Here is a 22,476-nt window from a genome sequence, read left to right on the forward strand (position 1 = left end):
GATTGATGAGCTTGTTTGTTTTAAGCGGAAAAAGCTATGTGTTGACACACGTTTGTGCTGCATGTTTAAAGGAAATAATAGTTTTGTTCCAGACTTTTTTTATTTTTAAGTGATTAATCCACATCGTAAGTTGCTTCTGATTTATCAAATGAAGGATCTGAAAATTCTTTAAAATGTTCATAGTCTTTCTTTATGAGCATGATGTTTCTCTCCAATTTTTCAATTGCCTGATCTTGTTCAAGTGTTCTTAGGTCATCACGTTGATGTTGAATCTCGTTTTCGAGTAGAGTGCGTTGAATACTTAAGTCATTCAAGCCAATTGCTAATAGCTTTTGGAAATCACCATTGCTCATATCATTTTTTGATTTCATTTTAAATCCTCCAGATAATTAATGTTTTTTAAGCGACCATCAAAATTCCGTGCTGGGCAATTTGCATCTTTTAACAAACTTCTCCATCGATAATTTTGTTCAGTCATATATTTTTTTAATAATTCAATTTTAATATTCAGATGGCAGCAAGTGTAGTAGGGAACACTCTTAATTTTAATGTATCCCGTTTCTAAACTTAGAAATTCAATGGCTGATTTATCGATGATATAGTCAGTTGCTACTACTATTAGGTCTGCACTTGTCTTATTAGTAGTTTTGAAATATGACCAAAGTGCAGACATTGGTCCGCAATCTATTAGTGGTGCTACATCTTGAATAACATTTACCTGATTATTAAAAAGATTTTTGACGGTTGAATGATTGTTAGAATTTGTTGAAACAAAACAATTCTTTACCAAAGGAGAGGTTAAATCCGCTGTATATTTTACATTTGGAATTACTACATCGTTAAAATGAGCTAATGCTTTATCACTTTTGAATCTAGTGGATTTTCCACCAGCCAAAATCAAACTATCTGTCATTTGTAATATTCCTTAAAAATTGATTTATAAATGATTCTCTTTTGTTTAGATCCTCGATATCTAACGCTAGACTGTTTTGTTGAATTGAAACATATTCTTTTATATTGCTTATATTTTTGAAATCATTTTTTGTTTCATCTTGTTTCAAGAGTACGATTTTAGGAAAATCCAATTCTTTTATACCCTCAATGATAATGAAATCTGCGAGGGTCTTTTTTTGCATGTCTTCAATTTTTTTTAGCTCGTTAGAAGGAAGATTTCTTTGATAATGAATAGTTTGTTCATCATTGAGTAACAATACGTTGTCTGAATTTTTAAAAAATTTACCAGTATCAGTATTAGTTGGAATATCTATGGGTAAGTGGGTATGTTTAACAACGCTATACTTATAGTTTGTCATGGTAAGAAAATTCTCAATCAGAGTAGTTTTGCCACTTTTTTTATGGCCAATTATTTGAAAGGTAGTAGCCATGTTCTTAAAACGCTTCCTTTAGGAGTAATTGATTTTCCACGTGGAATTTCAAACATACATGTTGCACGTTGTAAGTTATTTAAGTTTCCGGAAGCATCCCCACCAACACGACCGATTTCAATATGATCTCCATTAAAGATATATTTTCCACGAAGAATACGATCGTACATATTAGTTTTAGTATATTCTGCATTTAAAGTTCCGGTACATTCGATACAGCGACTAGTTTGGTGTTGCATCAGTCTTAATGCGTATTCTACATATAAGTAGAAACCAGTGAAACAAGCACCTGGATTTCCGGATAATCCAAAGAATAAGGTATTGTCATAAATAAATGCCGTAGTAACACTACCAGGGCGCATTTCAAGTTTGTTGAATAATAATTTTTCAGACGATTTTGCTAAATCAGCAATGATATCAAAATCACCAACAGAAACACCACCGTCAGTAATGATAACGTCGCATTTTTCTAAAATATCATTTACAGCTTGTTTTAAAGCGTTTGGATCATCTTTAATTTGAGTATAGCTTATAACATCGGCACCGTTTTCTTTACAAAGTTCACGAATCATTGGTCCATTACTGTTGAAGATTTTTCCGTTAACTATTTTTTCACCAGGATTTAAAAGTTCTGATCCAGTAGTAATAATTCCAATAGTTGGTTTTTTATAAACGGATATTTCTTGTACATCAAATGCGCTTAATAAACTAATACCACCTGGATTAATTTCAGTATTCTTGGCTAATAATAAATCGTCTTTTTTAAAGTAATCACCAATTTGAGTGATGTTATCTTTCTTTTGAATTTCTGTAATTTGTACAGTATCTTTATCGATCATTCTAGTTGTTTCCAACATAACAACTATATCTGCGCCATCTGGAACATAGCCACCGGTCATAATTCTAACGGCTTCTCCAGAGACTAATGGTCGATCAAAATCGGCACCAGCAGGAATATCACCGACGACTTTTAAATTTGCAGGTAGGTTTTTTAAATCGGATTGTAACATGGCAAATCCATCATATCCTGAGCGTCTGAAGGTGGGAAAGTCATGAGGTGCCTTAATATATTCAGCAATTATTCTGTGGTTTGCTTTTGAAGCAGGCATTTTTTCTGTTTTTAGTGAAACACTCTCAATATTATCAACGATAACTTTTCTAGCTTCGTCAATACTAATAGCATTTCTTTGATCGACTGGTTTATACATTATTTAGTGATCTCCTTAATTAAATGATTTAAATCTGGCAAGATAATTTTTTCTAAAGCTGTCTTGCAAGCGTTTGTGGATCCTGGAAGTAGGTAACAAATTTGGTCACTGTCAGTTATTCCAGCAGTGGCACCTGAAACTAAAGCTTTTAAACCAATATCAGCTATACTTATTTGACGAAAATATTCGCCAAATCCTGGAATGACTTTGATAAATTTTGGCTCAAGCGTATCAATTGTGACGTCACGACGAGCGATACCTGTTCCGCCATTTACCAAAATCAATTTACAGGATGTTACTAATAGTTTGTTATAAGCAGAAGTTATTTGTTCGGCGTCATCTTTAACAATATATTTTTTAATAAAGTTATTACCGGCGTCTGACATAGCTTCTTGAATATAAAGACCTGATTTATCAGTATCTTCAGTGCGAGTGTCACTTACTGTGATAATTCCAAAATCAATCATTTATTTACCTCCAGGGCAATCTTTTCTTTTTTAACTTGAATCTTTCTAAAGTCAAAATTCCAATTATCTACTACTATAAGAGTACCGGCGTTGACTTTTTTTGGAGCAGTTAGATATTTAAGAGCCATTGATGCTTGCAAACTACCAGTAATAGCGACGATCATTGGGTTTGTTCCAATATTTTTACTTAGGCCAAGTTGCGCAACATCCTCTTTTGGGTATAGGCATTCAAGACAAGCTGAATCTTTATCAATAAACATGACTTGACCTTGATTAGCTGCACAAGTTCCAAAGATATGTTTGATACCTTCTTTTTGGCAATCTTCATTAATTTGATACTTAACCGGAAAATTGTCAGTACAGTCAATTACTAAATCATATTCCTTTGATAATATATCGGAGGAATATTTTTTATTTATAATATTAATTTTAACATTACTATTTGCTTCTTGAAGATGTTTTCTAATTGCTACTAACTTATTAATTCCGACATCACTTTCAATGTAGAGATTTTGTCTATGTAAATTTGTTAGTTCCACATCGTCAAAATCTAAGAGTGTGATTTCTCCAATACCAGCCTTTACCAATTCCGATGAAACAAAACTTCCAAGTCCGCCAACTCCAATTGCCAATACATGAGAGTTTTCTAATCTTTTTTGACCAACTGTACCAATTTGTTTGATTTTTAGTTGTCGATCGTATCTATTTGTCATATTGATCACCTGCCTGTACAAAATGTTAGGGAAAATCCTAATCAAAATCAATTAGGATAAGTGCTAGATTTATAGTTAGAACAAAGTATGTAGAACTAGGTGGGAATTTACATATGCTAAAATCGAGATTTTTTAAAAAAGTAGAAAAGTTCAATGGTAACTTTACTCAACTAGAAGAAGATTCACGTCGTTGGGAAAAGCTATACAAAGAACGTTGGTCGCACGATAAGGTAGTTAGAACTACTCACGGTGTAAACTGTACCGGATCATGTAGTTGGAATGTTTACGTTAAACAAGGAATTGTTACGTGGGAACATCAATCAACTGACTATCCATCTTGTGGACCTAATATGCCAGAATTTGAGCCTCGTGGATGTCCTCGTGGTGCTAGTTTCTCATGGTATGAATACAGTCCTTTGAGAATCAAGTATCCATATATTCGTGAACGCTTATGGAAGATGTGGCAAGATGCCAAGGATAAATTCGATAGTCCTATCGATGCTTGGGAATCAATTGTTACTGATCCAGAAAAGACTAAGGCTTATAAGAGCGTTCGTGGACATGGTGGGTTGATCCGTGTTAAATGGGATGACGCTACTGAATTAATTTCAGCCATGCTGTTATATACGATCAAGAAATACGGTCCTGATCGAATTGCTGGATTCTCTCCAATTCCAGCTATGTCAATGCTAAGTTACGCTTCAGGTGCAAGATTCATGTCATTAATTGGTGGAGAAATGTTGAGTTTCTATGATTGGTATGCCGATCTACCACCAGCATCACCACAAGTTTGGGGTGAACAAACTGACGTACCAGAATCAAGTGATTGGTATAACAGTCAATATCTAATGATGTGGGGCTCAAATGTTCCATTAACTAGAACACCAGATGCTCACTTCATGGTAGAAGCTAGATATAAAGGTACAAAAGTTGTTTCTATTAGTCCTGACTATGCTGAAAACGTTAAGTTTGCGGATAATTGGTTAGCTCCAAATCCAGGATCAGATGCTGCATTAGCCCAAGGATTTACTCACGTTATCTTAAATGAGTATTACAACAATCAACAAGTTCCATACTTTACAGATTATGTTAAGAAATTTACTGACTTGCCATTTGTCATTATGCTTGATCAAAGTGAAAAGAATGATGAGCATGTTGTTTCTGGCCGTTTCTTAAGAATTTCTGATTTAAAGGATACTAATGAAGCTAATCCTGAATGGAAACCAATGTTAGTTGATGAACCAACAGATAAATTGGTAGTACCAAATGGAACTATTGGTCAAAGATGGGATAAGAGTGAAAAATGGAATCTTGATTTGACTTCAGAATTTGGACGAGAAATCAGTCCTAAACTTTCATTCTTAGGTGAAGATTACAAAGTAATTGATATGCCAAACTTTGATAGTGAAGGTAATTCAATTTACAGTAGAACTATTCCTTGTCGTGAGATCACTTTGAAGGATGGCTCTAAGAAATTTATCACTACTGTATTTGATTTAGTTATGGCTCAATATGGTATCAAACGTAAGAAAATTGATATTTATGCAGCTAAAGGATATGACGATGCTGATAGTCTTTTCACACCAGCTTGGCAAGAAAAAATTACTGGTGTAAGAGCAGATTTGGTAGTTCAAATAGCTCGTGAATTTGCACAAAATGCTGCTGATACAAAAGGTAAGTCGATGATTATTGTTGGTGCTGGTATCAACCACTGGTTCAACAGTGATATGACATATCGTGCCATCATTAATATGTTGATGTTAACAGGATGTATTGGTGTTCAAGGTGGCGGCTGGGCTCACTATGTTGGACAAGAAAAACTACGTCCGGCTGAAGGTTGGGCTAATATTGCTTTTGCTAATGATTGGCAACCAGGTGGAGCACGTCAACAACAAGGAACATCATTCTTCTATTTTGCTAGTGATCAATGGAAATACGATGAGCTAGATAATGAAGGTATGAAGTCACCAATCAAGACTATTAAAGATGGATACAAACACCCAGCCGATTATAATCAAATGGCCATCAGATTAGGTTGGATGCCATCATATCCACAATTTGATCGTAATAATTTGAACTTTGTTAAAGATTATAAGACCACTGATATCAAGGAAATTTCTAAGAAAGTCGTTCAGGAATTAAAAGAGGGTAGTTTGCATTTTGCCGCCGAAGCTCCTGATAAAGATATTAATCAACCAAAAGCACTATTTATTTGGCGTTCTAACTTATTCTCATCATCTGGTAAGGGTCAAGAGTATTTTATGAAACACATTTTGGGATCTGAAAATGGTCTTTTGGCTAAGCAGAGTGAAAACTTTAAGCCAGTTGATATGGAATGGGATGAAAAGAGTGTTACAGGTAAATTGGATCTGGCAGTTGCCTTTGATTTTAGAATGGTAACTACACCACTTTATTCAGATATTGTGTTACCAGCAGCAACTTGGTATGAAAAAGAAGATCTTTCAAGTACTGATATGCATCCATTTATCCATCCATTCAACAAAGCTGTTGATCCACTTTGGGAATCACAAAGTGATTGGCAAGCATTCAAGCATATTTCTAAACGTTTCTCAGAAATGGCTAAGAAATACTATAGTGAACCACAATATGACTTGAAGACTCAACCACTTGGACATGATTCAATGGGTGAAATCTCACAACCATACGGTAAGATCAAAGACTGGAAACGTGGAGAAATCGAACCAATTCCTGGTAAGACTATGCCAAGTCTTTCATTAGTAAAACGTGATTATACAGCCGTTTATAATAAATATATTGCCCTTGGACCAAATGCCGGTGGTAAAGTTGGATCAAATGGCTACAGTTATAGTGTTGCTGATGAATACAACGAATTGAAAGATATTATTGGAACTTATACTGATGGTGTCGATAAAGGTTATCCAAAACTTGATGAAGATAAGAATGTTGCAGAGTCGATTCTTCACTTATCAAGTGCTTCAAATGGACATGTTGCCAAAAAGGCTTGGGAAGATGCGGAACAAGTTACTGGTAAAAAGCTAACTGATATTTCTGCTGGTTTAACTGAAAAGCAAATGACTTTTGCTAATATAACTGCTCAACCTAAGGAAGCAATTCCAACTCCAATATTCTCAAGTGCTAAACATGATGGTGACAGATATTCACCATTCTCAGTAAATATTGAAAGAAATGTTCCATTTAGAACTTTGACTGGTCGCCAACAATTCTATTTAGATCACGAAATATTCCAAGAATATGGTGAAGAATTAGCAACTTACAAGCCAACTCTTCCACCACATGTCTTAGGACCAGCTGATACAAAGGTTGCGCCAGCAGATAAAGAATTAACACTTCGTTATTTGACACCGCATGGTAAGTGGAATATTCATACAACTTACCAAGATAATTTGTACATGTTGACCTTATTTAGAGGTGGTCCAACAGTTTGGTTAAGTTTGGATGATGCTAAGAAGATCGATATTAAAGATAATGATTGGGTCGAGTTATACAACAAGAATGGTGTCGTTACTGCGAGAGCAGTTGTTTCACAACGTATGCCTGATGGAACAATGTATATGTATCATGCTCAAGATATGGAAATTGAAGAACCATTATCAACAATTACAGGTAACCGTGGTGGTAGTCATAATGCCCCAACTCAAATTCATGTTAAACCAACCCAAATGGTTGGTGGATATGCTCAATTGAGTTATGGATTCAACTACTATGGACCTATTGGTAATCAAAGAGATTTATATGTAAATGTTAGAAAATTAAAGGAGGTCAAGTGGCATGAAAGTTAAAGCACAAATTTCCATGGTATTAAATTTGGATAAGTGTATCGGCTGTCATACTTGTTCAGTAACATGTAAACAAACTTGGACAAATCGACCAGGTGCTGAGTACATGTGGTTTAACAACGTCGAAACAAGACCTGGTGTTGGTTATCCTAAAAAATGGGAAGATGAAAGTCACTACAAAGGTGGCTGGAAACTAAATCGTAAAGGTAAATTAGAGTTACGTGCTGGTAGCAAATTGAATAAAGTTGCTCTAGCTAAGATTTTCTATAATCCTGATATGCCTAATCTTGACGATTATTACGAACCATGGACTTATGATTATCAAACACTTTTTGGAAAAGAATCAAAGCATCAACCAGTTGCCCGTGCAAAGTCACAAATAACTGGTGAATATATGGACTTAACTAATGGTCCTAACTGGGATGATGATTTGGCTGGATCAGATCGTAGTTTTGGTGAAGATCCTAATATGCAAAATATTGAATCAGATATCAAAGGTAACTTTGAAAGAACATTTATGATGTATCTTCCAAGACTTTGTGAACATTGTCTAAATGCAGCTTGTGTTGCATCATGTCCAAGTGGTGCCATGTATAAACGTGATGAAGATGGTATTGTTTTGGTCGATCAAGAACGTTGTCGTGGTTGGAGATTTTGTATGACAGGTTGTCCATACAAGAAGGTTTACTTCAATTGGAATACCAACAAAGCTGAAAAATGTACTTTCTGTTATCCAAGAATCGAAGAAGGATTACCAACAGTTTGTTCTGAAACATGTGTTGGTAGAATTAGATATATTGGTGTAATTCTTTATGATGCTGATAGAGTTGCAGAGGCTTGTGAAGAACCAGATGATACTAAACTTTATGAAGCTCAATTAGGATTGTTCCTTGATCCTAATGATCCAGAAGTTGTTGAACAAGCTTTGGCTGATGGTGTTGATATGGAGACAATCAGATGTGCTCAAAAGTCACCTATCTATAAGATGGCAGTCGAACAAAAAATTGCTTTCCCATTGCATCCTGAATACCGCACAATGCCAATGGTTTGGTATGTGCCACCATTGTCACCAATTATGAATTATTTTGAGGGGAAAAATTCTATTAAATATCCAGAAATGATTTTCCCTGCAATTAATGAAATGCGTATCCCAGTTGAATATTTGGCAAATCTTTTGTCAGGTGGAAATACTGAGGTAATTAAGAATGCATTATACAAATTAGCTATGATGAGATTGTATATGAGAGCTAAGACAAGCGGAAAAGACTTTGATCCTGCAAAACTTGATCGTGTCGGCTTAACTGAAGATTCTGCAACATCACTTTATCGTTTACTTGCTATTGCAAAATATGAAGATAGATTTGTTATTCCAAAGAGTAAGAAAGAAAAAGTTGCTCCTGTCGCTGAAGACCAGGGTGGATTAGGCTTTGAACAATGTAATGGTTGTGCTTTGGCACCGGTTCATGGAAGCATGCTTCGTAAAGCAAAAGCCGGAGAATCAACAAAAGATATTTACGCAGAAAGCTTCTACGGAGGAATTTGGCGTGATTAATATTGAAAAGTTGAACTCCCTAAAACAAGGTTTTGTCTATCTTTCTAGATTATTGGATTACCCGCAACAATCTATCTTAACTGATGATTTTGTAAACGAATTTAAAGCTGATTATGCTGAAACACCATCTAAAGATAAATTGCTAAATATAATTTATAAAATGCAAAGATATTCTTTAGAAGAATTAAAAACTCATTACGTTTCACTTTTTGAACTAAATAACCGTTATACTTTATATATGAGTTATTATAAAATGACGGATTCAAGAGAACGAGGACAACTATTAGCTAAGCTAAAGATGCTTTATGAAATGTTCGGGGTAAGAATAAATGGAACTGAAATGTCTGATTACTTACCTTTGATGCTTGAATTTTTAGCTTTTAGTGATTGGAGAAATGATGACCGTCAACAAGATCTAAAATTACTATTTTCTGTAATTGAAGATGGTACTTATAACTTGTTAGAAAATTCTAAAGTACAGTCTGAGGATATATACTTTGAAATTATTAAGGTTGTTAGAGCTGAGTTTAAGTCTTGTCTTGAAGAAGATTCTGTTCAAGAGGGGGAAATGAGTAATGGATAATGTTTGGGGTTATATCTTATGGGTAATATTCCCTTATGTAGCTTTAGGATCATTCTTCTTTGGAACGATAATTCGTTTGGCACTTTATGGCGGTAATATTACTGCCAAATCAAGTGAATTGTTGGAAAAGAAGCAATTGATGATAGGGAGTATCTTATTCCATATTGGTATTATCTTTGTATTTTTTGGACATGTGGTCGGCATCTTTATTCCTAAATCATTTACGGATTTTTTAGGAATTCCTAATGAGGTTTATCATATAGGAGCACTAGTTATGGGAGGGACCGCTGGATTTATGGCTTTAGCCGGGATGATAATTTTGTCTTATCGTCGCTTTTCCAATAAGCGTGTCTTCAAAACTAGTTCATTCAGTGATTTAGTAGTCAATGTTTCCTTTTTGATAGTAATTGTTTTGGGATTAAGTGCTTCATTGATCGAAGGAACTGTTTTTCACCCAGAATTTAATTACCGTTTAAATCTTTCAGTTTGGGCTCGACAATTATTTTATTTCCACCCAAACTATCATTTGATGTTGCAAGTACCAATCGTGTTTAGAATACATGTTATATGTGGATTATTGATCTTTGCCTTTTTCCCATATACAAGATTAGTTCATGCTTTAACATTGCCTTGGCAATATATCTTTAGACGTCCTATCGTTTACAGAAAAAAGGGATTAAGAGGGAGATCAAAATAGTAATCAGAAAACATCGAAATAAAATTTTAATTACACTCATGTTTGTCTTACTTATAATTCTAATATTTTGTTCGATGATGATTGGACGATACAACTTGTCGATGACCGAAGTTTCTAGATTCTTTTTGGGACGTGCTAATAGTGCTACCAAATTAATTTTGGATCTTAGATTTATTCGAATTATTGCTGTGATTTTAGTTGGCGCTGGTCTGTCTATGGCTGGCGCCACTTTTCAATCTGTCTTTAATAATGGACTTGCTTCACCTAATATATTAGGTGTTTCAACAGGTGCTAGTGTTGGTGCAGCAATTGCTATCCTAAATAATGCACCAATATATGTGATTGAATTGGCTGCTTTTATTATGGGAATAGTAACAGTTGTGTTGACGATCGTTATAGATAGTTTTATGCATAGTAAATCTAGTATTGGATTGATTTTGTCGGGTATTATTATGTCTGGTCTTATGCAATCAATATTAGGATCAATGAAATATATTGCAGACCCAGAGGACCAATTACAAAGTATTGTTTATTGGGAAATGGGTAGCTTTATGAAAGTCGACAAACAAGCCTTATATTCAGTGGGACCAATCATTCTTGTAGGGATAATATTTCTACTAATAACTAGATGGAGATTGAATGCACTTACGTTAGATTTGGCCACTGTTAAAACAATAGGTATCAATCCTAAGCTGAATCGAAATATTATGATAGCTTTTGCTACCTTGTTAACGGCCGCTGCAGTTTGTCTGTGTGGCGTCATTGGGTGGATAGGTCTAGTTGTTCCACATATTAGTCGTCAATTAGTTGGCGATGATAATAGGTATGCGTTACCAATGTCCGCAGGTGTTGGTGCGGTTTTATTAGTAATAGCCGATACATTGGCTAGAAGTGTTTCTGTTAATGACATACCATTGAGTATTGTTACTGGATTTATTGGAGTTCCAATATTTATATTTATCTTGATAAAAGGAAGGAATATCGGTGTTTAGTTTAGTAACTGATAATTTATCGTTTGCGTACAAAGATTCAAATACTATTGATAACGTCAATCTAAAAGTAGAATCAGGCCAGGTATTGGTTATTTTAGGTCCTAACGGTATCGGTAAAAGTACACTTATAAATTGTTTGAGTGGTGTTTTTTCCAAATACAAAGGTAGTATAAAGTTAGACAATGACGAATTAAAAAAGATAGATAGTAAGAAATTATCACATAAACTTGCATTGGTTAGTCAAGGAGTCAATATCAATACAAATTTAAGTTTGTTTGATTATTTATTGCTTGGCAGAAGTTCATTTCATTCTATTTTTAGTCAGCCGAATAAAAACGATGAGATTTTAGTAGATTCAATCATTACTAAAATAGGCCTAGAAAGTTTGAAATTCACTAGTATGCAAAATATGAGTGGTGGTCAAAAGCAATTAGCTAATATTGGCCGTGCATTGGTTCAAGAACCAAAATTGTTGATCATGGATGAGCCTACATCTGCTTTAGACTATAAGAATCAGGTCAAGGTTTTGAAGTTGGTCAAATCTTTATCAAAGCAAGGAATAGCAATAGTTATGAGTACTCATGATCCTAATCAAGCAACCATGGTTGCAGATAGTGTTGGATTATTAATGAGTAATAAAACATATAATCAAGGATCAACAAATGTCATATTAAATGATCAATCTTTATCTAAGTTGTATCAAACACCGATTATTTCAACATTTAGTGATGATTTACAAAGAAATGTTTTTGGGATAGAAATGGGGTAATCATGAAAAAGTTAAATACAATAATAGTTTTGACCATTTCGATACTTTTCTTATTTGTAGGCGGATCAAAAGTACAAGCAGCTTCAACAAGAACAGTCGTCGATAATACTGGTAAAAAAGTTAAAATACCTAAAAAAGTAAAACGCGTGGCTGATTTATGGCACGCTAACAACCCTATTTTTTTGATGCTTGGTGGTGAAGATAAATTAGTAGCTACCACGAAATTGATTCACGATAATGCATTATTGACGGATTTGTATCCTAGTGTAAAAAAACAAGCAGTGCCATTTAACGGTGAGAGTTTTCAAATGGAGGAACTTATTAAACAAAAGCCTGATGTAGTTATTAGTTCAGATCCCGCACAGATTGAAACTATCAAAAAGGCTGATATTCCAGCAGTTAATTCAATGTTTCAAGATTTCTCTGGATTAAAGAAAACGGTTGCATTAACTGGTGCTATAATAGGTGGAAGAGCCAATAAAAAGGCCAAAACTTATAACGCACAATTAAATAGCGATATCAAAGAGGTTAAACATAGAGTTTCTAAAGCTAAAAGTAAACCCAGTGTTTTACATATTGTAGACAAGACTGATTTAACTAAAGTTGATGGTAAGAAAACAATTGTGGATCAATGGATTAGTACTGCAGGTGGTAAAAATGCAATTAAAACAAAGGGAAATATGATTCAAATCTCTGCCGAAGAAATTATTAAATCTAATCCGGATATTATTATTATAGGTGGAACTACTAATAAAAAAGCTTTAAAGCTTCTAAAAAAAGATTCCCGATTTTCATCATTAAAGGCTGTAAAGAATAAAAAAGTATACGGTAATCCAACCGGAATCTTTGCATTAGATAGATATAGTGCAGAAGAGGATCTACAAATATGGTGGGCTGCCAAATTGTTCCATCCCAAACAAATGAAAGATGTAAATCTAAAAAAGAAATTCAGTAATTTTTATGTGAAATATTTCGATCATAAGTTTACTGACAAACAACTGGATAAAATTTTATCCGGGGAGGTCATTAAATGAGTTTAATTAAGATAACCGACCAACCAATCAATACAGATGAACTTACTAAGAGTTTGATTCATCCGGAATTTGGTGGGGTAGATATTTTTATCGGAAATATTCGTAAATTTACTGATGAAATAGAAACCGAGAAGATCGAGTATACTACCTATAAAAAAATGGCGGAAAAAGAAATGCAAAAATTAGCTGATAAAGTTTTAGCTAAAGGGATGGATGTAGTCATGGTTCATCGAGTTGGTGAATTAAAATTAGCTGATGTTGCTGTGTTTATTGGTGTTGCCGCTCCTCATCGAGCGGAGGCGTTTGAGAATTGCCAGTTTTTAATAGATCAATTGAAAGAAACTGTGCCAATTTGGAAGAAAGAATACGATAAAGACAAAATACGTTGGGGAGGTTTAGGCGAATGAAAGTAAAGCTATTTTCAATTTTGGCTGAAGAGATCGGTTCAACCGTTGATCTGAATTTGAGCGATAGTTTTTACGCTAAAGATGTTAAAGATGACATTAAAAAGCTATATCCAGATTTTTCAGAAATTTTAGATCAATCCTTAGTTGCTGTTAATGAGGAATATGCCGATGATGAGGCTTTTAAATTAGCTGACGTAACAGAGATAGCAATTATTCCACCCGTTAGTGGGGGCTAGAATTTTATAACGAATGGAGATATTTATTATGGGAAGTAGTAAATCCAGATCTTATTTTGCTTTGGCAATGGGAACGTTAGCGATGATGGTGTGCTTTATGGTATGGCTTAGTTTAGCACCTATGATCGATATAATTCTAAAGAATGCAGGTGTACAAGTTTCAGAGTTACAAAGATCTTTGCTCTTAGCGACACCTATTTTGCTTGGTTCTATTATGAGAATTCCAATGGGAATTATGAGTGATAGATTTGGTGGTAAAAAGACTTATATAATTTTAATGCTATTTTTAATTATTCCAGTCTTGATGATCCCAAGAGTTCATTCATATGGGATGTTAGTATTTACCGCTTTACTATTAGGTATGAGTGGTACATCATTTGCCATTGGTGTCTCTTATGTAACAAGATTTTTCCCACCAGAAAAGCAAGGACTAGTATTGGGTATTGCTGGTGTAGGTAATATTGGTACAGCATTTTCATCATTCTTTTTCCCAAGATGGGTTAAAGTTATTGATCTAAATGGAGTGTTTTATGTTTTGATTGGACTATTGGTCTTGTTTATTATTTTATTGCTCTTTAGTCCTGAGTCAGAAACAAATAAGAACGCAAGTATAGTAGCATCATTATCTGTTGCTAAAGAACGTGACACTTGGTTATTAGCATTATTTTATTTCTTAACATTTGGTATGTTTATGTCGATGACTAATTTATTATCAACATTTATGGTTGGTTTGTTTAATGATAGTTTAGTCGATGCTGGACTATGGGCTGCATTGTTTGCCGTAATTGGTACTTTAGTACGTCCAGTCGGTGGTTATTTATCAGATAAAATCAGACCTATGTCATTACTTCGTTATGATTTTATTTTAATTATCATTGCTGCTGTAGTTTTGGGTATTTTCCTAGAAACAAAGGGAATATTTACAACGATTATTGTTGCTTTAGCCGTTTTAGTTGGTTTAGGAAATGGAATTATCTTCAAGATGGTACCATTCGTATCGTCGGGTAATACTGGTGCTGTTACAGGATTTGTTGGCGCAATGGGTGGACTTGGAGGTTATTTCCCACCAATTATTCTCGGATTGATTAAACAAATGACCGGAAGTTATAAAATTGGAATATATCTGATAGCTATTTTTGGTATAATATGTTTAGTATTACTACAGAAGATATATATTTCTGGTAGTAGAAGAATCGTTAGCTAAAGGAGTCCAATTATGAGTGAAGAACAAGCACAAGATCCAAAGGTTCAAGCAGAAACAGAACAAGTAATGGAAGCATTGGAGAGCGTTATTGATCCAGAATTGGGAATCGATATTGTAAACCTTGGTTTAATTTATGGAATTGACATCAAGGGAGATCATTGTACAGTTACAATGACCTTAACAACTATGGGTTGTCCTTTAAGCGATATGATCAATGATGATATCAATAAAGCGGTTAAATCCGTCGATGGTCTAGAAACTTGTGAAATCAATCTTGTTTGGTATCCAATTTGGGATATGAGCAAGATGAGTCGTTTCGCACAAATTGCATTAGGAATTCATGGATAAAAGATACAAAAGTTGTAATCAATTGATTGCAACTTTTTTTATATTAATGTAATAAAGGGGAAAATATGTTAACTTACTTTCCAGCTAGTGAAAAAGATTATTCAGTTTTAACAAATATTTGGAGCAGATCTGTATTAGCCACGCATAATTTTTTGAAGGCCGAAGATAAAAATGAAATTCAAAAAATGCTTCCTGAATATTTCAAGCAAGTAGATTTGCTCAAGTGGCAATTGGATGAATCTATTGTTGGTTTTTCCGGTACGGCAAATCAAGAATTAGTCATGTTATTTTTAGATCCAAAATATTTTCGTAAAGGCTATGGACATCAAATTCTTCAAAAACTTATTGACGATGGAATCAATAAGGTAAGTGTTAACGAACAAAATGTTGGTGCATTTAACTTCTATAAGAAGAATGGATTCAAAATGGTTTCTCGTTCAGACTTAGATGGTGATGATCGACCTTATCCCATTTTGAATTTACAATTGTAAAATGGTCGAGTCCTTTTAGAAGAGTTTAAAAAAGAAAAGTTGTAACATGGTAGTTATTGGGATTGAAAGGAGTCGGAAATGACTAAAATTAGTAGTTTAACAGATACATATACATTGAGTAATGGTGTAAAAATTCCTATCGTTGGATTTGGAACTTGGCAAACACCAGACGGAGAAGTTGCTAAAGAGAGTGTTAAATCAGCAATTGAAGCTGGCTATCGTCATATTGATACAGCCGCTGCATATGGTAATGAGGACAGTGTTGGTGAAGGTATCAAAGCATCAGGTATCAAACGTGAGGATCTATTCTTAACAACTAAATTGTGGAATGATGACCATGGTTATGAATCAACTAAAAAGGCCATGGATAAATCCTTATCAGAATTAGGTGTCGATTATGTTGATCTATATTTAATTCACTGGCCAAATCCAGTTAAGTTCCGTGATAATTGGAAGGAAGTTAATGCTGAAACATGGCGTGCAATGGAAGAGTTGTTAAAAGAGGGTAAGACTCGTGCCATTGGTATTTCTAACTTCCGTCAACATCATATGGACGAACTTTTAAAGACAGCTAAAGTTACCCCAATGGTTAACCAAATCTTCTTAAATCCAAGTGAGTTACAACCAGAAGTTGTTGCTTATAATGATGCTCATAATATTTTGAGTGAGGCTTATAGTCCACTTGGAACAGGAAAGATATTTGAGGTTTCAGAATTAAAAGACATGGCTGCAAAATGTGGTAAGACAGTTGCTCAACTAGTATTACGTTGGTCACTACAACATGGTTTCTTACCACTTCCAAAGTCAGTTCATGCTGATAGAATTAAGGAAAATACTGATATTTTTGATTTTGAAGTTTCAGATGCAGATATGAAGACAATTGATGGTCTTCATGGATTAGCAGGAGAAGTTCAAGACCCCGATAAAGTTGATTTTTAGGTATTAAAAAGGAGGCTGTGACATATGTCATAGTCTCCTTTTTCATTTCTGAACCTTTTGTTCCACTCTTGTTCATATTATTTGATTATTTATCATAAATGGTCGTAAACTAACGGTGAGGAAGAGATAGCTTTCTTCCTTATGAGATCCGTGTTTACCAAGCGATAGAAGCGATATTTCATATAGATGCCGACTCATCAATCCTGAGTCGGTATTTTTTTATGTTCTTTTTTAAGAGTGGCGTTTCTAACTAGTTGATATATTGTTGCCACGATAGGAACGCTCAATAACATTCCTACAATTCCTGCTAATCCTCCACCAACGGTAATAGCAACAAGGACTAGAATTCCAGGTAATCCAATAGATCCGCCGACAACACGTGGATAAATTAAGTTGCCTTCTAATTGTTGTAAAACAATTATATAAATAACAAATAAGATACCTTGAATGGGTGAGGTAACGGCAATCAATACAAATCCAACAACTCCACCGATCCAAGCACCGATCATTGGAATTAATGCTGTCATACCGACTAAAGCACCAATAGATAAGGCATTTGGAAAACGAAAGATCCACATACCTAAAGCACAAAGTGTTCCTAGGATAAAAGCTTCAGTTACTTGACCAGCAATAAAACTTGAAAAAGATTTATCGGCTATATGTAAAACATATCTAGTTTTTCTCATTATTTTTTGAGATACAAAGGCATCAAAAACTCGATTCAATCTTGAACCAATTACTTCCTTGCCACTAACCAAATATATGGCAAATGTTAAGGCAAGTATAAAGTTAAATATACCTTTTGATAAACTTCCAAAAATTGAAATTGTTGAAGAGAATACACCAGATAAGCCTGAAGATATAAATTTCATTATCTTTGATTGAATTGTATTCCAGTCTATTTTAGTAGTTTCAAGTTGTGAAGTAATGGCACTGGCCTGATTAGAATTATTTAACCATTTATTCAATTGGTCGATAACATCAGGTAAACTTGAAAAGAAACTACTGATAGCTGTTATAAATTGTGGTAATACTAGCCTTAATACCCAAGCAATGATTGCAATTATCAAACAAAGTGAAATGAGTAAGGCGATTGGACGTCTAGAATTTTTTGCTAGTTTGTTTTTAGATTTGGGCCAAAACCATTTTTCCAGTTTTGAGGATAACAAATTGATACAATATGCTAGTGCTGCTCCGATTATTAATGGAAAAGAGGCACTGTATAACACTTTAAAAATATTAAATATTTGTGCAGGATAAACTATTAAGATTAAAAAAATAGCGATAACAAGACCGTATCGTATAAACTCGTGTTTTGTAAGCTTCATAAATAATCTCCTCAAGTTGAAGTCATTAATACTTAACATTTTAACATTAGTTTCAGTTATGCCGACTATTCAATTGTTTAGTTTTAAAATAAAACAAGGTGATAATCAGGAAAATTTTTCTTCCTATTATCACCTTGCTTATTTTAATTTTCTTTATATCCATTTAAATGTTTTTTCTTAAAATTCCAAGCATCTTCAATTATTTTGTGAACGTTATCATATTTTGGAGACCATTTTAAGATTTTACGAGCCTTTGTCGAGTCGGCAATCAATGTACTTGGATCACCAGCACGTCTAGGTCCGATTTCGGCAGGTATCTCTTTACCAGTGACTTCACGAGCAGATTTGAGAATTTCTTTATTGGAAAATCCAGTCGATGAACCTAGATTGAAAATATCACTGTCATTTCCAGCACGTAGATACTCCATTGCCAGACGGTGGGCCTCAGCTAAATCTTCAACGTGAACATAGTCACGGATGTTTGTTCCATCTTCTGTATCATAGTCGTCGCCAAAAATTGTGAGTTTATCTCTTTGACCAGCTGCTACTTCAAGGACAACAGGAATCAAGTGAGTTTCAGGATTATGATCTTCACCAATTGAACCGTCAGGTTTTGCTCCAGCAACATTGAAGTATCTTAAGGCAACGTATTTAATACCGTAAGCAATTTCTGACCAATGAATGATTTTTTCCATGGCTAATTTACTTTCACCATAAGGATTAGTTGGGATCGTTGGATCAGATTCTTTAATTGGAATCTGTTTAGGTTCGCCATATGTGGCGGCAGTTGATGAGAAGATGATGTGTTTTACATCAAAGTCACGCATTACTTCTAGTAAAGAAATCATTCCAGAAGTGTTGTTATCAAAATACTTAAGCGGATCTTTCATAGATTCTGGTACAATTGAAAAGGCAGCAAAATGAATAACATCAGTAATATTTTCTGATTGGAAAATTTTTATTAGAAATTCTCTATCACGGATATCACCTTGATAAAAAGTTGCATTTTCGTTAACAGATTGAATATGTCCAGTTTCTAAATTATCAGCCACCACGACGTTGTAGCCCATATCGCAAAGATGATCGACTGTGTGAGAGCCGATGTATCCAGCTCCACCTAAAACAAGAATGCTCATAAAAGCACCTCCAAAATTATTTAAACTCTAAATCTATTATAGCTTATAATAACATTTTAATAGAATTACCTTGAATTAACCTTAAAGTTTATCTTAATAATTTAACTTTTTAATAGATATGCCTTATTATGATTGATATAACTAATCAGCCGAATGGAATGAAAATTATGAAAAAATTTTTCTCGATCTTTGGGACGATTTTATTATTATTGATTGCCTTAGCATTGATTTTTAATGAGCCAATCAAGGAATATGCCGTTAATTACATGGCAGAACAACATATGAGTTCTTTGACCGCAAAAAAGGTTAAAGCAAATGAGAAGAAAAAGGGTCAATATGACTTCAAAAAAGTCAAGCCAATAAGTGCATCACAAGTGGCCAAAGCTTCTGTAAAAAATACTGCTGCTCCGATTGGAAAGATGGCGGTACCTTCAGTTGGATTGTATCTTCCTATTGTAAAGGGATTAAGTGATGATGCACTTTCTACCGGTGGTGGAACAATGAAGGAACATGAAAAAATGGGTAAGCTCAATTATGCATTAGCTGGCCATTATATGACGCAAAACGGGGCACTATTTTCACCTTTGGAAAATGTTCAGCTAGGTGATCTAGCTTATATAACTAATATGAAGAAAGTTTATGTCTATAAAGTTTTCTATAAAAAAATAGTTGCTCCAACTGCTGTTTATTTATTGGATGATGATGAACATAAAGTCTTGTTAACTTTGATAACTTGTGCAGATGGTGGAACTAATCGCTGGGCTATTCAAGCTTCGTTGGTAAGAACTCTTCCAGCAAATAAAACCACGTTAGCCACATTTTCAAAATAAGCCGATTAGGCTTATTTTTTTGTTTTCTTAATATATAATAAAGTAATAGTAGGTGATGTATTGGTTTCTAAAAACTGGATAAAAAGAAAAGAATTATCGCCAAATGAAATTGACGATTTTTCAAAAAAACATAAATATAATAAAATTCTGTCTGAATTACTATTAGAACGTGATTTGACCGATGAACCAAAATTAGAGGAATTCTTAAACGCTGATATAAGTCGATTGCAAGATCCATTTGGATTACATGATATGGATAAGGCTCTAGAAATCATCGATGAGGCTGTTGAAACAAATAGTAAAATAGCTATTTATGGTGATTACGATGCTGATGGAGTAACAAGTACCTCAATTATGAAATTGACGCTAAAAAAACTTGGTATTGATCCAATATTCTACATTCCGGATCGCTTTAAAGATGGTTATGGCCCAAATCTTGACGTTTATAAATTTTTAGCTGAGCAGAATATTGATTTACTTATTACGGTTGATAATGGTGTTAGTGGTAAAGACGAAATTAAATATCTAAAAGATCAGGGTATTAAAGTAATCGTAACTGACCACCATGATTTGCCAAAGGAGTTGCCAGAGGCAGATGCTATCGTGCACCCAACAATCCCAGGTGCGGAATATGTTTGTCCTTATCTTTCTGGAGCTGGCGTGGCATTCAAAATTGCAGATGCTTTATTGGGCGATGACGCATTGGAATTGATTGATCTGGCCGCCATTGGTACAGTTGCTGATTCAGTTCCATTGTTGGGCGAAAATCGTGTGATCGTTACCGAAGGTTTAAAGAGAATGTCTCAAAATAACCATGTTGGCTTAAGTGAATTAATCAAAAAATGTAAGTTGAAGATCAACAACATGAGCGAAGAAGATATTGGATTTAAACTAGCTCCCAGGATCAACGCTTTAGGAAGATTAGCTAATGCTTCATCAGGTGTTGAATTATTAACAACAGGAGATGCTAGTTTTGCAAAAGAAATAGTTGATGAAACTGAAGAAATAAATAAAGAACGACAAGGTATTGTTTCGAAAGTTTATGATGATGCACAATCTCAAGTTGAAGAGCAAAAAGATAATGGTGTTTTAGTGTTAAGTGGAAAAGACTGGCATCAAGGTATATTAGGAATTGTAGCTAGTCGAGTGGTCGAACAGACACATAAACCTACGTTAGTTCTTCAATTAGATGGTGATTCAGGTATTTATAAAGGATCAGGACGTAGTCCAGAAGGATTCAATCTGTTCACTGCGTTAGATAATTATCGTGATATGTTTGTGGCGTTTGGTGGACATGCTCAAGCTTGCGGGTTTTCAGTTGAGGAGAGTAAATTAAACGAACTAACTGAAAAATTACAATCAGAGACAAGTAAACAAGACTTTGATGTCAATGGATCTGTTGATGAAGTTTTTGATTTGGAATTAAATATTTCTGACTTAGATTTTGATTTGATAAAAACAATATCTAACCTAGCACCGTTTGGTATGGGTAATCCTAAACCAGTTATTAAGCTGAAAAATGTTGGCCTCAATCAAATCCAGTCGATCGGTAAAGATGGTACTCATTTAAAGGTGAAAGTAACCGCTAATAATCATCAAGTAGATGCCATAGGTTTTGGAATGTATCAAAAAGCAAAGAATCTCCCAACAAATATTTGTGATGTTTACGGTGAATTAGGTGTAAATGAATGGGCTGGTCGCAAAAATTTACAGCTGATGATTGATGACTTTGAAGTATCAGCTGAGGGTCAAAAGATGGCTCAACTTAAGTCAATTTATTTGGATTATCGTAATAAACGAATAGCTCCATCAATATTGGATAAATTCGATAGTGTTGTTTTCTTTAATAAGACATATTATGAAGTAGTTAAGAGGCATGATGCCAAGGCAAAATTAGTAATGTATGATCAGGATTGTAGCGGTGAAAATATTCTAATCTATGATCGTCCTCATGATATTGAATTATTTAAGAATTTTATTAAGAAAAATAAAACTAAACATACGGCGTTATATTTCCACACTGATTTAAATAGTAGATATTTCACTCCGGATATGGATAAGATGAAGATGTTCCTTAAATATCTATATACACATCAAAATATCGAAGAAAATGATATGCAGATGGTTGCAGATTATTTAAAAATACAAAAAAGTGATATAGATTTCTATTTAAAAGTGTTTTTTGAGTTAGATTTTGTTAAAATAGTAAATGGTTTTGTTGAAAAAGCTAATGCTTCAAAACAACGTGAATTAACTGAATCTCCGACTTATTTAAAGAGATTAAAACGTAATGATGTTGAAAAAATATTAATTGAGTCTGACTTAGGCAGTCTTTTATCGTGGATGAGTGAGTATGATTGCCATAGCTAGATTGAATG

The 22,476-nt window shown here is 34.2% G+C and carries 23 protein-coding genes; 15 read left to right on the plus strand and 8 right to left on the minus strand.

The window, feature by feature from the left end; genetic code table 11:
• Nucleotides 1-113 precede the first annotated feature (113 nt).
• The 6 genes from FC72_RS00870 to FC72_RS00895 are packed head-to-tail and all read right to left on the minus strand — an operon-like array spanning nt 114 to nt 3,773.
• Nucleotides 114-371 carry a hypothetical protein gene (locus FC72_RS00870; RefSeq protein ID WP_057763797.1) on the minus strand — a complete coding sequence of 86 codons (258 nt, stop codon included), beginning with the start codon at nt 369-371 and terminating at the stop codon, nt 114-116.
• A complete protein-coding gene (locus FC72_RS00875; RefSeq protein WP_057763799.1) occupies nt 368-913 on the minus strand; it encodes an NTP transferase domain-containing protein in 546 nt (181 codons plus the stop codon). Before FC72_RS00875 ends, FC72_RS00870 begins: the two co-directional genes overlap by 4 nt.
• On the minus strand, nt 903-1,385 hold the full coding sequence (mobB, locus tag FC72_RS00880; protein ID WP_057763801.1) for a molybdopterin-guanine dinucleotide biosynthesis protein B: 483 nt from the start codon (nt 1,383-1,385) through the stop codon (nt 903-905). Before mobB ends, FC72_RS00875 begins: the two co-directional genes overlap by 11 nt.
• On the minus strand, nt 1,364-2,593 hold the full coding sequence (locus tag FC72_RS00885; RefSeq protein ID WP_057763802.1) for a molybdopterin molybdotransferase MoeA: 1,230 nt from the start codon (nt 2,591-2,593) through the stop codon (nt 1,364-1,366). Before FC72_RS00885 ends, mobB begins: the two co-directional genes overlap by 22 nt.
• Nucleotides 2,593-3,060, minus strand: a complete 468-nt coding sequence (locus FC72_RS00890; protein ID WP_057763805.1) for a MogA/MoaB family molybdenum cofactor biosynthesis protein — start codon at nt 3,058-3,060, stop codon at nt 2,593-2,595. Before FC72_RS00890 ends, FC72_RS00885 begins: the two co-directional genes overlap by 1 nt.
• A complete protein-coding gene (locus tag FC72_RS00895; RefSeq protein WP_057763807.1) occupies nt 3,057-3,773 on the minus strand; it encodes a HesA/MoeB/ThiF family protein in 717 nt (238 codons plus the stop codon). Before FC72_RS00895 ends, FC72_RS00890 begins: the two co-directional genes overlap by 4 nt.
• A gap of 113 nt (nt 3,774-3,886) precedes the next feature.
• Here FC72_RS00895 and FC72_RS00900 point away from each other — a divergent pair, with 113 nt between their 5' ends.
• From FC72_RS00900 to FC72_RS00960, 13 genes are all read left to right on the plus strand, one after another.
• A complete protein-coding gene (locus tag FC72_RS00900; protein ID WP_057763809.1) occupies nt 3,887-7,555 on the plus strand; it encodes a nitrate reductase subunit alpha in 3,669 nt (1,222 codons plus the stop codon).
• A complete protein-coding gene (gene narH / locus FC72_RS00905) occupies nt 7,545-9,104 on the plus strand; it encodes a nitrate reductase subunit beta (RefSeq protein ID WP_057763811.1) in 1,560 nt (519 codons plus the stop codon). Before FC72_RS00900 ends, narH begins: the two co-directional genes overlap by 11 nt.
• Nucleotides 9,097-9,687 (plus strand): nitrate reductase molybdenum cofactor assembly chaperone, encoded by a 591-nt coding sequence (narJ, locus tag FC72_RS00910; protein WP_057763812.1) that lies wholly within the window; start codon nt 9,097-9,099, stop codon nt 9,685-9,687. The genes narH and narJ overlap by 8 nt, the downstream gene beginning before the upstream one ends.
• Nucleotides 9,680-10,384 (plus strand): respiratory nitrate reductase subunit gamma, encoded by a 705-nt coding sequence (narI, locus tag FC72_RS00915; protein ID WP_057763814.1) that lies wholly within the window; start codon nt 9,680-9,682, stop codon nt 10,382-10,384. Before narJ ends, narI begins: the two co-directional genes overlap by 8 nt.
• Before the next feature lie 38 nt (nt 10,385-10,422).
• Entirely contained in the window at nt 10,423-11,376 is a 954-nt protein-coding gene (locus FC72_RS00920; protein WP_057763816.1) for a FecCD family ABC transporter permease, read from the plus strand.
• Complete coding sequence (locus FC72_RS00925; protein WP_057763818.1) at nt 11,369-12,145, plus strand: ABC transporter ATP-binding protein; 777 nt, start codon at nt 11,369-11,371, stop codon at nt 12,143-12,145. Before FC72_RS00920 ends, FC72_RS00925 begins: the two co-directional genes overlap by 8 nt.
• 2 nt (nt 12,146-12,147) lie before the next feature.
• Nucleotides 12,148-13,179 (plus strand): ABC transporter substrate-binding protein, encoded by a 1,032-nt coding sequence (locus FC72_RS00930; RefSeq protein WP_057763821.1) that lies wholly within the window; start codon nt 12,148-12,150, stop codon nt 13,177-13,179.
• Nucleotides 13,176-13,586, plus strand: coding sequence for a molybdenum cofactor biosynthesis protein MoaE (locus FC72_RS00935; protein ID WP_057763823.1), 411 nt, complete (start codon nt 13,176-13,178; stop codon nt 13,584-13,586). Before FC72_RS00930 ends, FC72_RS00935 begins: the two co-directional genes overlap by 4 nt.
• Nucleotides 13,583-13,822 (plus strand): MoaD/ThiS family protein, encoded by a 240-nt coding sequence (locus FC72_RS00940; RefSeq protein ID WP_057763825.1) that lies wholly within the window; start codon nt 13,583-13,585, stop codon nt 13,820-13,822. The genes FC72_RS00935 and FC72_RS00940 overlap by 4 nt, the downstream gene beginning before the upstream one ends.
• A 28-nt stretch (nt 13,823-13,850) precedes the next feature.
• Entirely contained in the window at nt 13,851-15,026 is a 1,176-nt protein-coding gene (locus tag FC72_RS00945; RefSeq protein ID WP_057763827.1) for a nitrate/nitrite transporter, read from the plus strand.
• A 12-nt stretch (nt 15,027-15,038) separates the two neighbouring features.
• Nucleotides 15,039-15,374 (plus strand): metal-sulfur cluster assembly factor, encoded by a 336-nt coding sequence (locus tag FC72_RS00950; protein ID WP_057763830.1) that lies wholly within the window; start codon nt 15,039-15,041, stop codon nt 15,372-15,374.
• 65 nt (nt 15,375-15,439) lie between these two features.
• The gene (locus FC72_RS00955) at nt 15,440-15,865 is read left to right on the plus strand and encodes a GNAT family N-acetyltransferase (protein ID WP_057763832.1); all 426 of its coding nucleotides are present in this window, start codon (nt 15,440-15,442) and stop codon (nt 15,863-15,865) included.
• A gap of 78 nt (nt 15,866-15,943) precedes the next feature.
• Nucleotides 15,944-16,804 (plus strand): aldo/keto reductase, encoded by an 861-nt coding sequence (locus FC72_RS00960; RefSeq protein ID WP_057763834.1) that lies wholly within the window; start codon nt 15,944-15,946, stop codon nt 16,802-16,804.
• A gap of 197 nt (nt 16,805-17,001) precedes the next feature.
• On the opposite strand, the gene FC72_RS00965 is transcribed toward FC72_RS00960, so the two are convergent.
• Entirely contained in the window at nt 17,002-18,132 is a 1,131-nt protein-coding gene (locus FC72_RS00965; RefSeq protein ID WP_057763836.1) for an AI-2E family transporter, read from the minus strand.
• 143 nt (nt 18,133-18,275) lie between these two features.
• Nucleotides 18,276-19,268, minus strand: coding sequence for a UDP-glucose 4-epimerase GalE (galE, locus tag FC72_RS00970; RefSeq protein WP_057763838.1), 993 nt, complete (start codon nt 19,266-19,268; stop codon nt 18,276-18,278).
• 167 nt (nt 19,269-19,435) lie between these two features.
• Between galE and FC72_RS00975 the strand changes: the two genes are divergently transcribed.
• Both FC72_RS00975 and recJ read left to right on the plus strand, forming a co-directional pair.
• Nucleotides 19,436-20,098 (plus strand): class A sortase, encoded by a 663-nt coding sequence (locus tag FC72_RS00975; protein WP_083480709.1) that lies wholly within the window; start codon nt 19,436-19,438, stop codon nt 20,096-20,098.
• 60 nt (nt 20,099-20,158) lie between these two features.
• A complete protein-coding gene (recJ, locus tag FC72_RS00980; protein WP_057763839.1) occupies nt 20,159-22,468 on the plus strand; it encodes a single-stranded-DNA-specific exonuclease RecJ in 2,310 nt (769 codons plus the stop codon).
• The last annotated feature ends 8 nt before the right edge of the window (nt 22,469-22,476 follow it).

Origin of the sequence: Companilactobacillus tucceti DSM 20183 (assembly GCF_001434665.1) — a bacterium.
Taxonomy (GTDB): domain Bacteria; phylum Bacillota; class Bacilli; order Lactobacillales; family Lactobacillaceae; genus Companilactobacillus; species Companilactobacillus tucceti.

Coding starts and splice junctions, on each gene's coding strand:
- FC72_RS00870 (WP_057763797.1), bottom strand. CDS start 371: ATGAAATCAAAAAATGATATGAGCAATGGTGATTTCCAAAAGCTATTA.
- FC72_RS00875 (WP_057763799.1), bottom strand. CDS start 913: ATGACAGATAGTTTGATTTTGGCTGGTGGAAAATCCACTAGATTCAAA.
- FC72_RS00965 (WP_057763836.1), bottom strand. CDS start 18,132: ATGAAGCTTACAAAACACGAGTTTATACGATACGGTCTTGTTATCGCT.
- FC72_RS00960 (WP_057763834.1), top strand. CDS start 15,944: ATGACTAAAATTAGTAGTTTAACAGATACATATACATTGAGTAATGGT.
- narI (WP_057763814.1), top strand. CDS start 9,680: ATGGATAATGTTTGGGGTTATATCTTATGGGTAATATTCCCTTATGTA.
- FC72_RS00930 (WP_057763821.1), top strand. CDS start 12,148: ATGAAAAAGTTAAATACAATAATAGTTTTGACCATTTCGATACTTTTC.
- FC72_RS00945 (WP_057763827.1), top strand. CDS start 13,851: ATGGGAAGTAGTAAATCCAGATCTTATTTTGCTTTGGCAATGGGAACG.
- FC72_RS00950 (WP_057763830.1), top strand. CDS start 15,039: ATGAGTGAAGAACAAGCACAAGATCCAAAGGTTCAAGCAGAAACAGAA.
- mobB (WP_057763801.1), bottom strand. CDS start 1,385: ATGGCTACTACCTTTCAAATAATTGGCCATAAAAAAAGTGGCAAAACT.
- FC72_RS00885 (WP_057763802.1), bottom strand. CDS start 2,593: ATGTATAAACCAGTCGATCAAAGAAATGCTATTAGTATTGACGAAGCT.
- narH (WP_057763811.1), top strand. CDS start 7,545: ATGAAAGTTAAAGCACAAATTTCCATGGTATTAAATTTGGATAAGTGT.
- galE (WP_057763838.1), bottom strand. CDS start 19,268: ATGAGCATTCTTGTTTTAGGTGGAGCTGGATACATCGGCTCTCACACA.
- FC72_RS00920 (WP_057763816.1), top strand. CDS start 10,423: ATGTTTGTCTTACTTATAATTCTAATATTTTGTTCGATGATGATTGGA.
- FC72_RS00935 (WP_057763823.1), top strand. CDS start 13,176: ATGAGTTTAATTAAGATAACCGACCAACCAATCAATACAGATGAACTT.
- FC72_RS00940 (WP_057763825.1), top strand. CDS start 13,583: ATGAAAGTAAAGCTATTTTCAATTTTGGCTGAAGAGATCGGTTCAACC.
- FC72_RS00955 (WP_057763832.1), top strand. CDS start 15,440: ATGTTAACTTACTTTCCAGCTAGTGAAAAAGATTATTCAGTTTTAACA.
- FC72_RS00975 (WP_083480709.1), top strand. CDS start 19,436: ATGAAAAAATTTTTCTCGATCTTTGGGACGATTTTATTATTATTGATT.
- FC72_RS00890 (WP_057763805.1), bottom strand. CDS start 3,060: ATGATTGATTTTGGAATTATCACAGTAAGTGACACTCGCACTGAAGAT.
- FC72_RS00900 (WP_057763809.1), top strand. CDS start 3,887: ATGCTAAAATCGAGATTTTTTAAAAAAGTAGAAAAGTTCAATGGTAAC.
- FC72_RS00895 (WP_057763807.1), bottom strand. CDS start 3,773: ATGACAAATAGATACGATCGACAACTAAAAATCAAACAAATTGGTACA.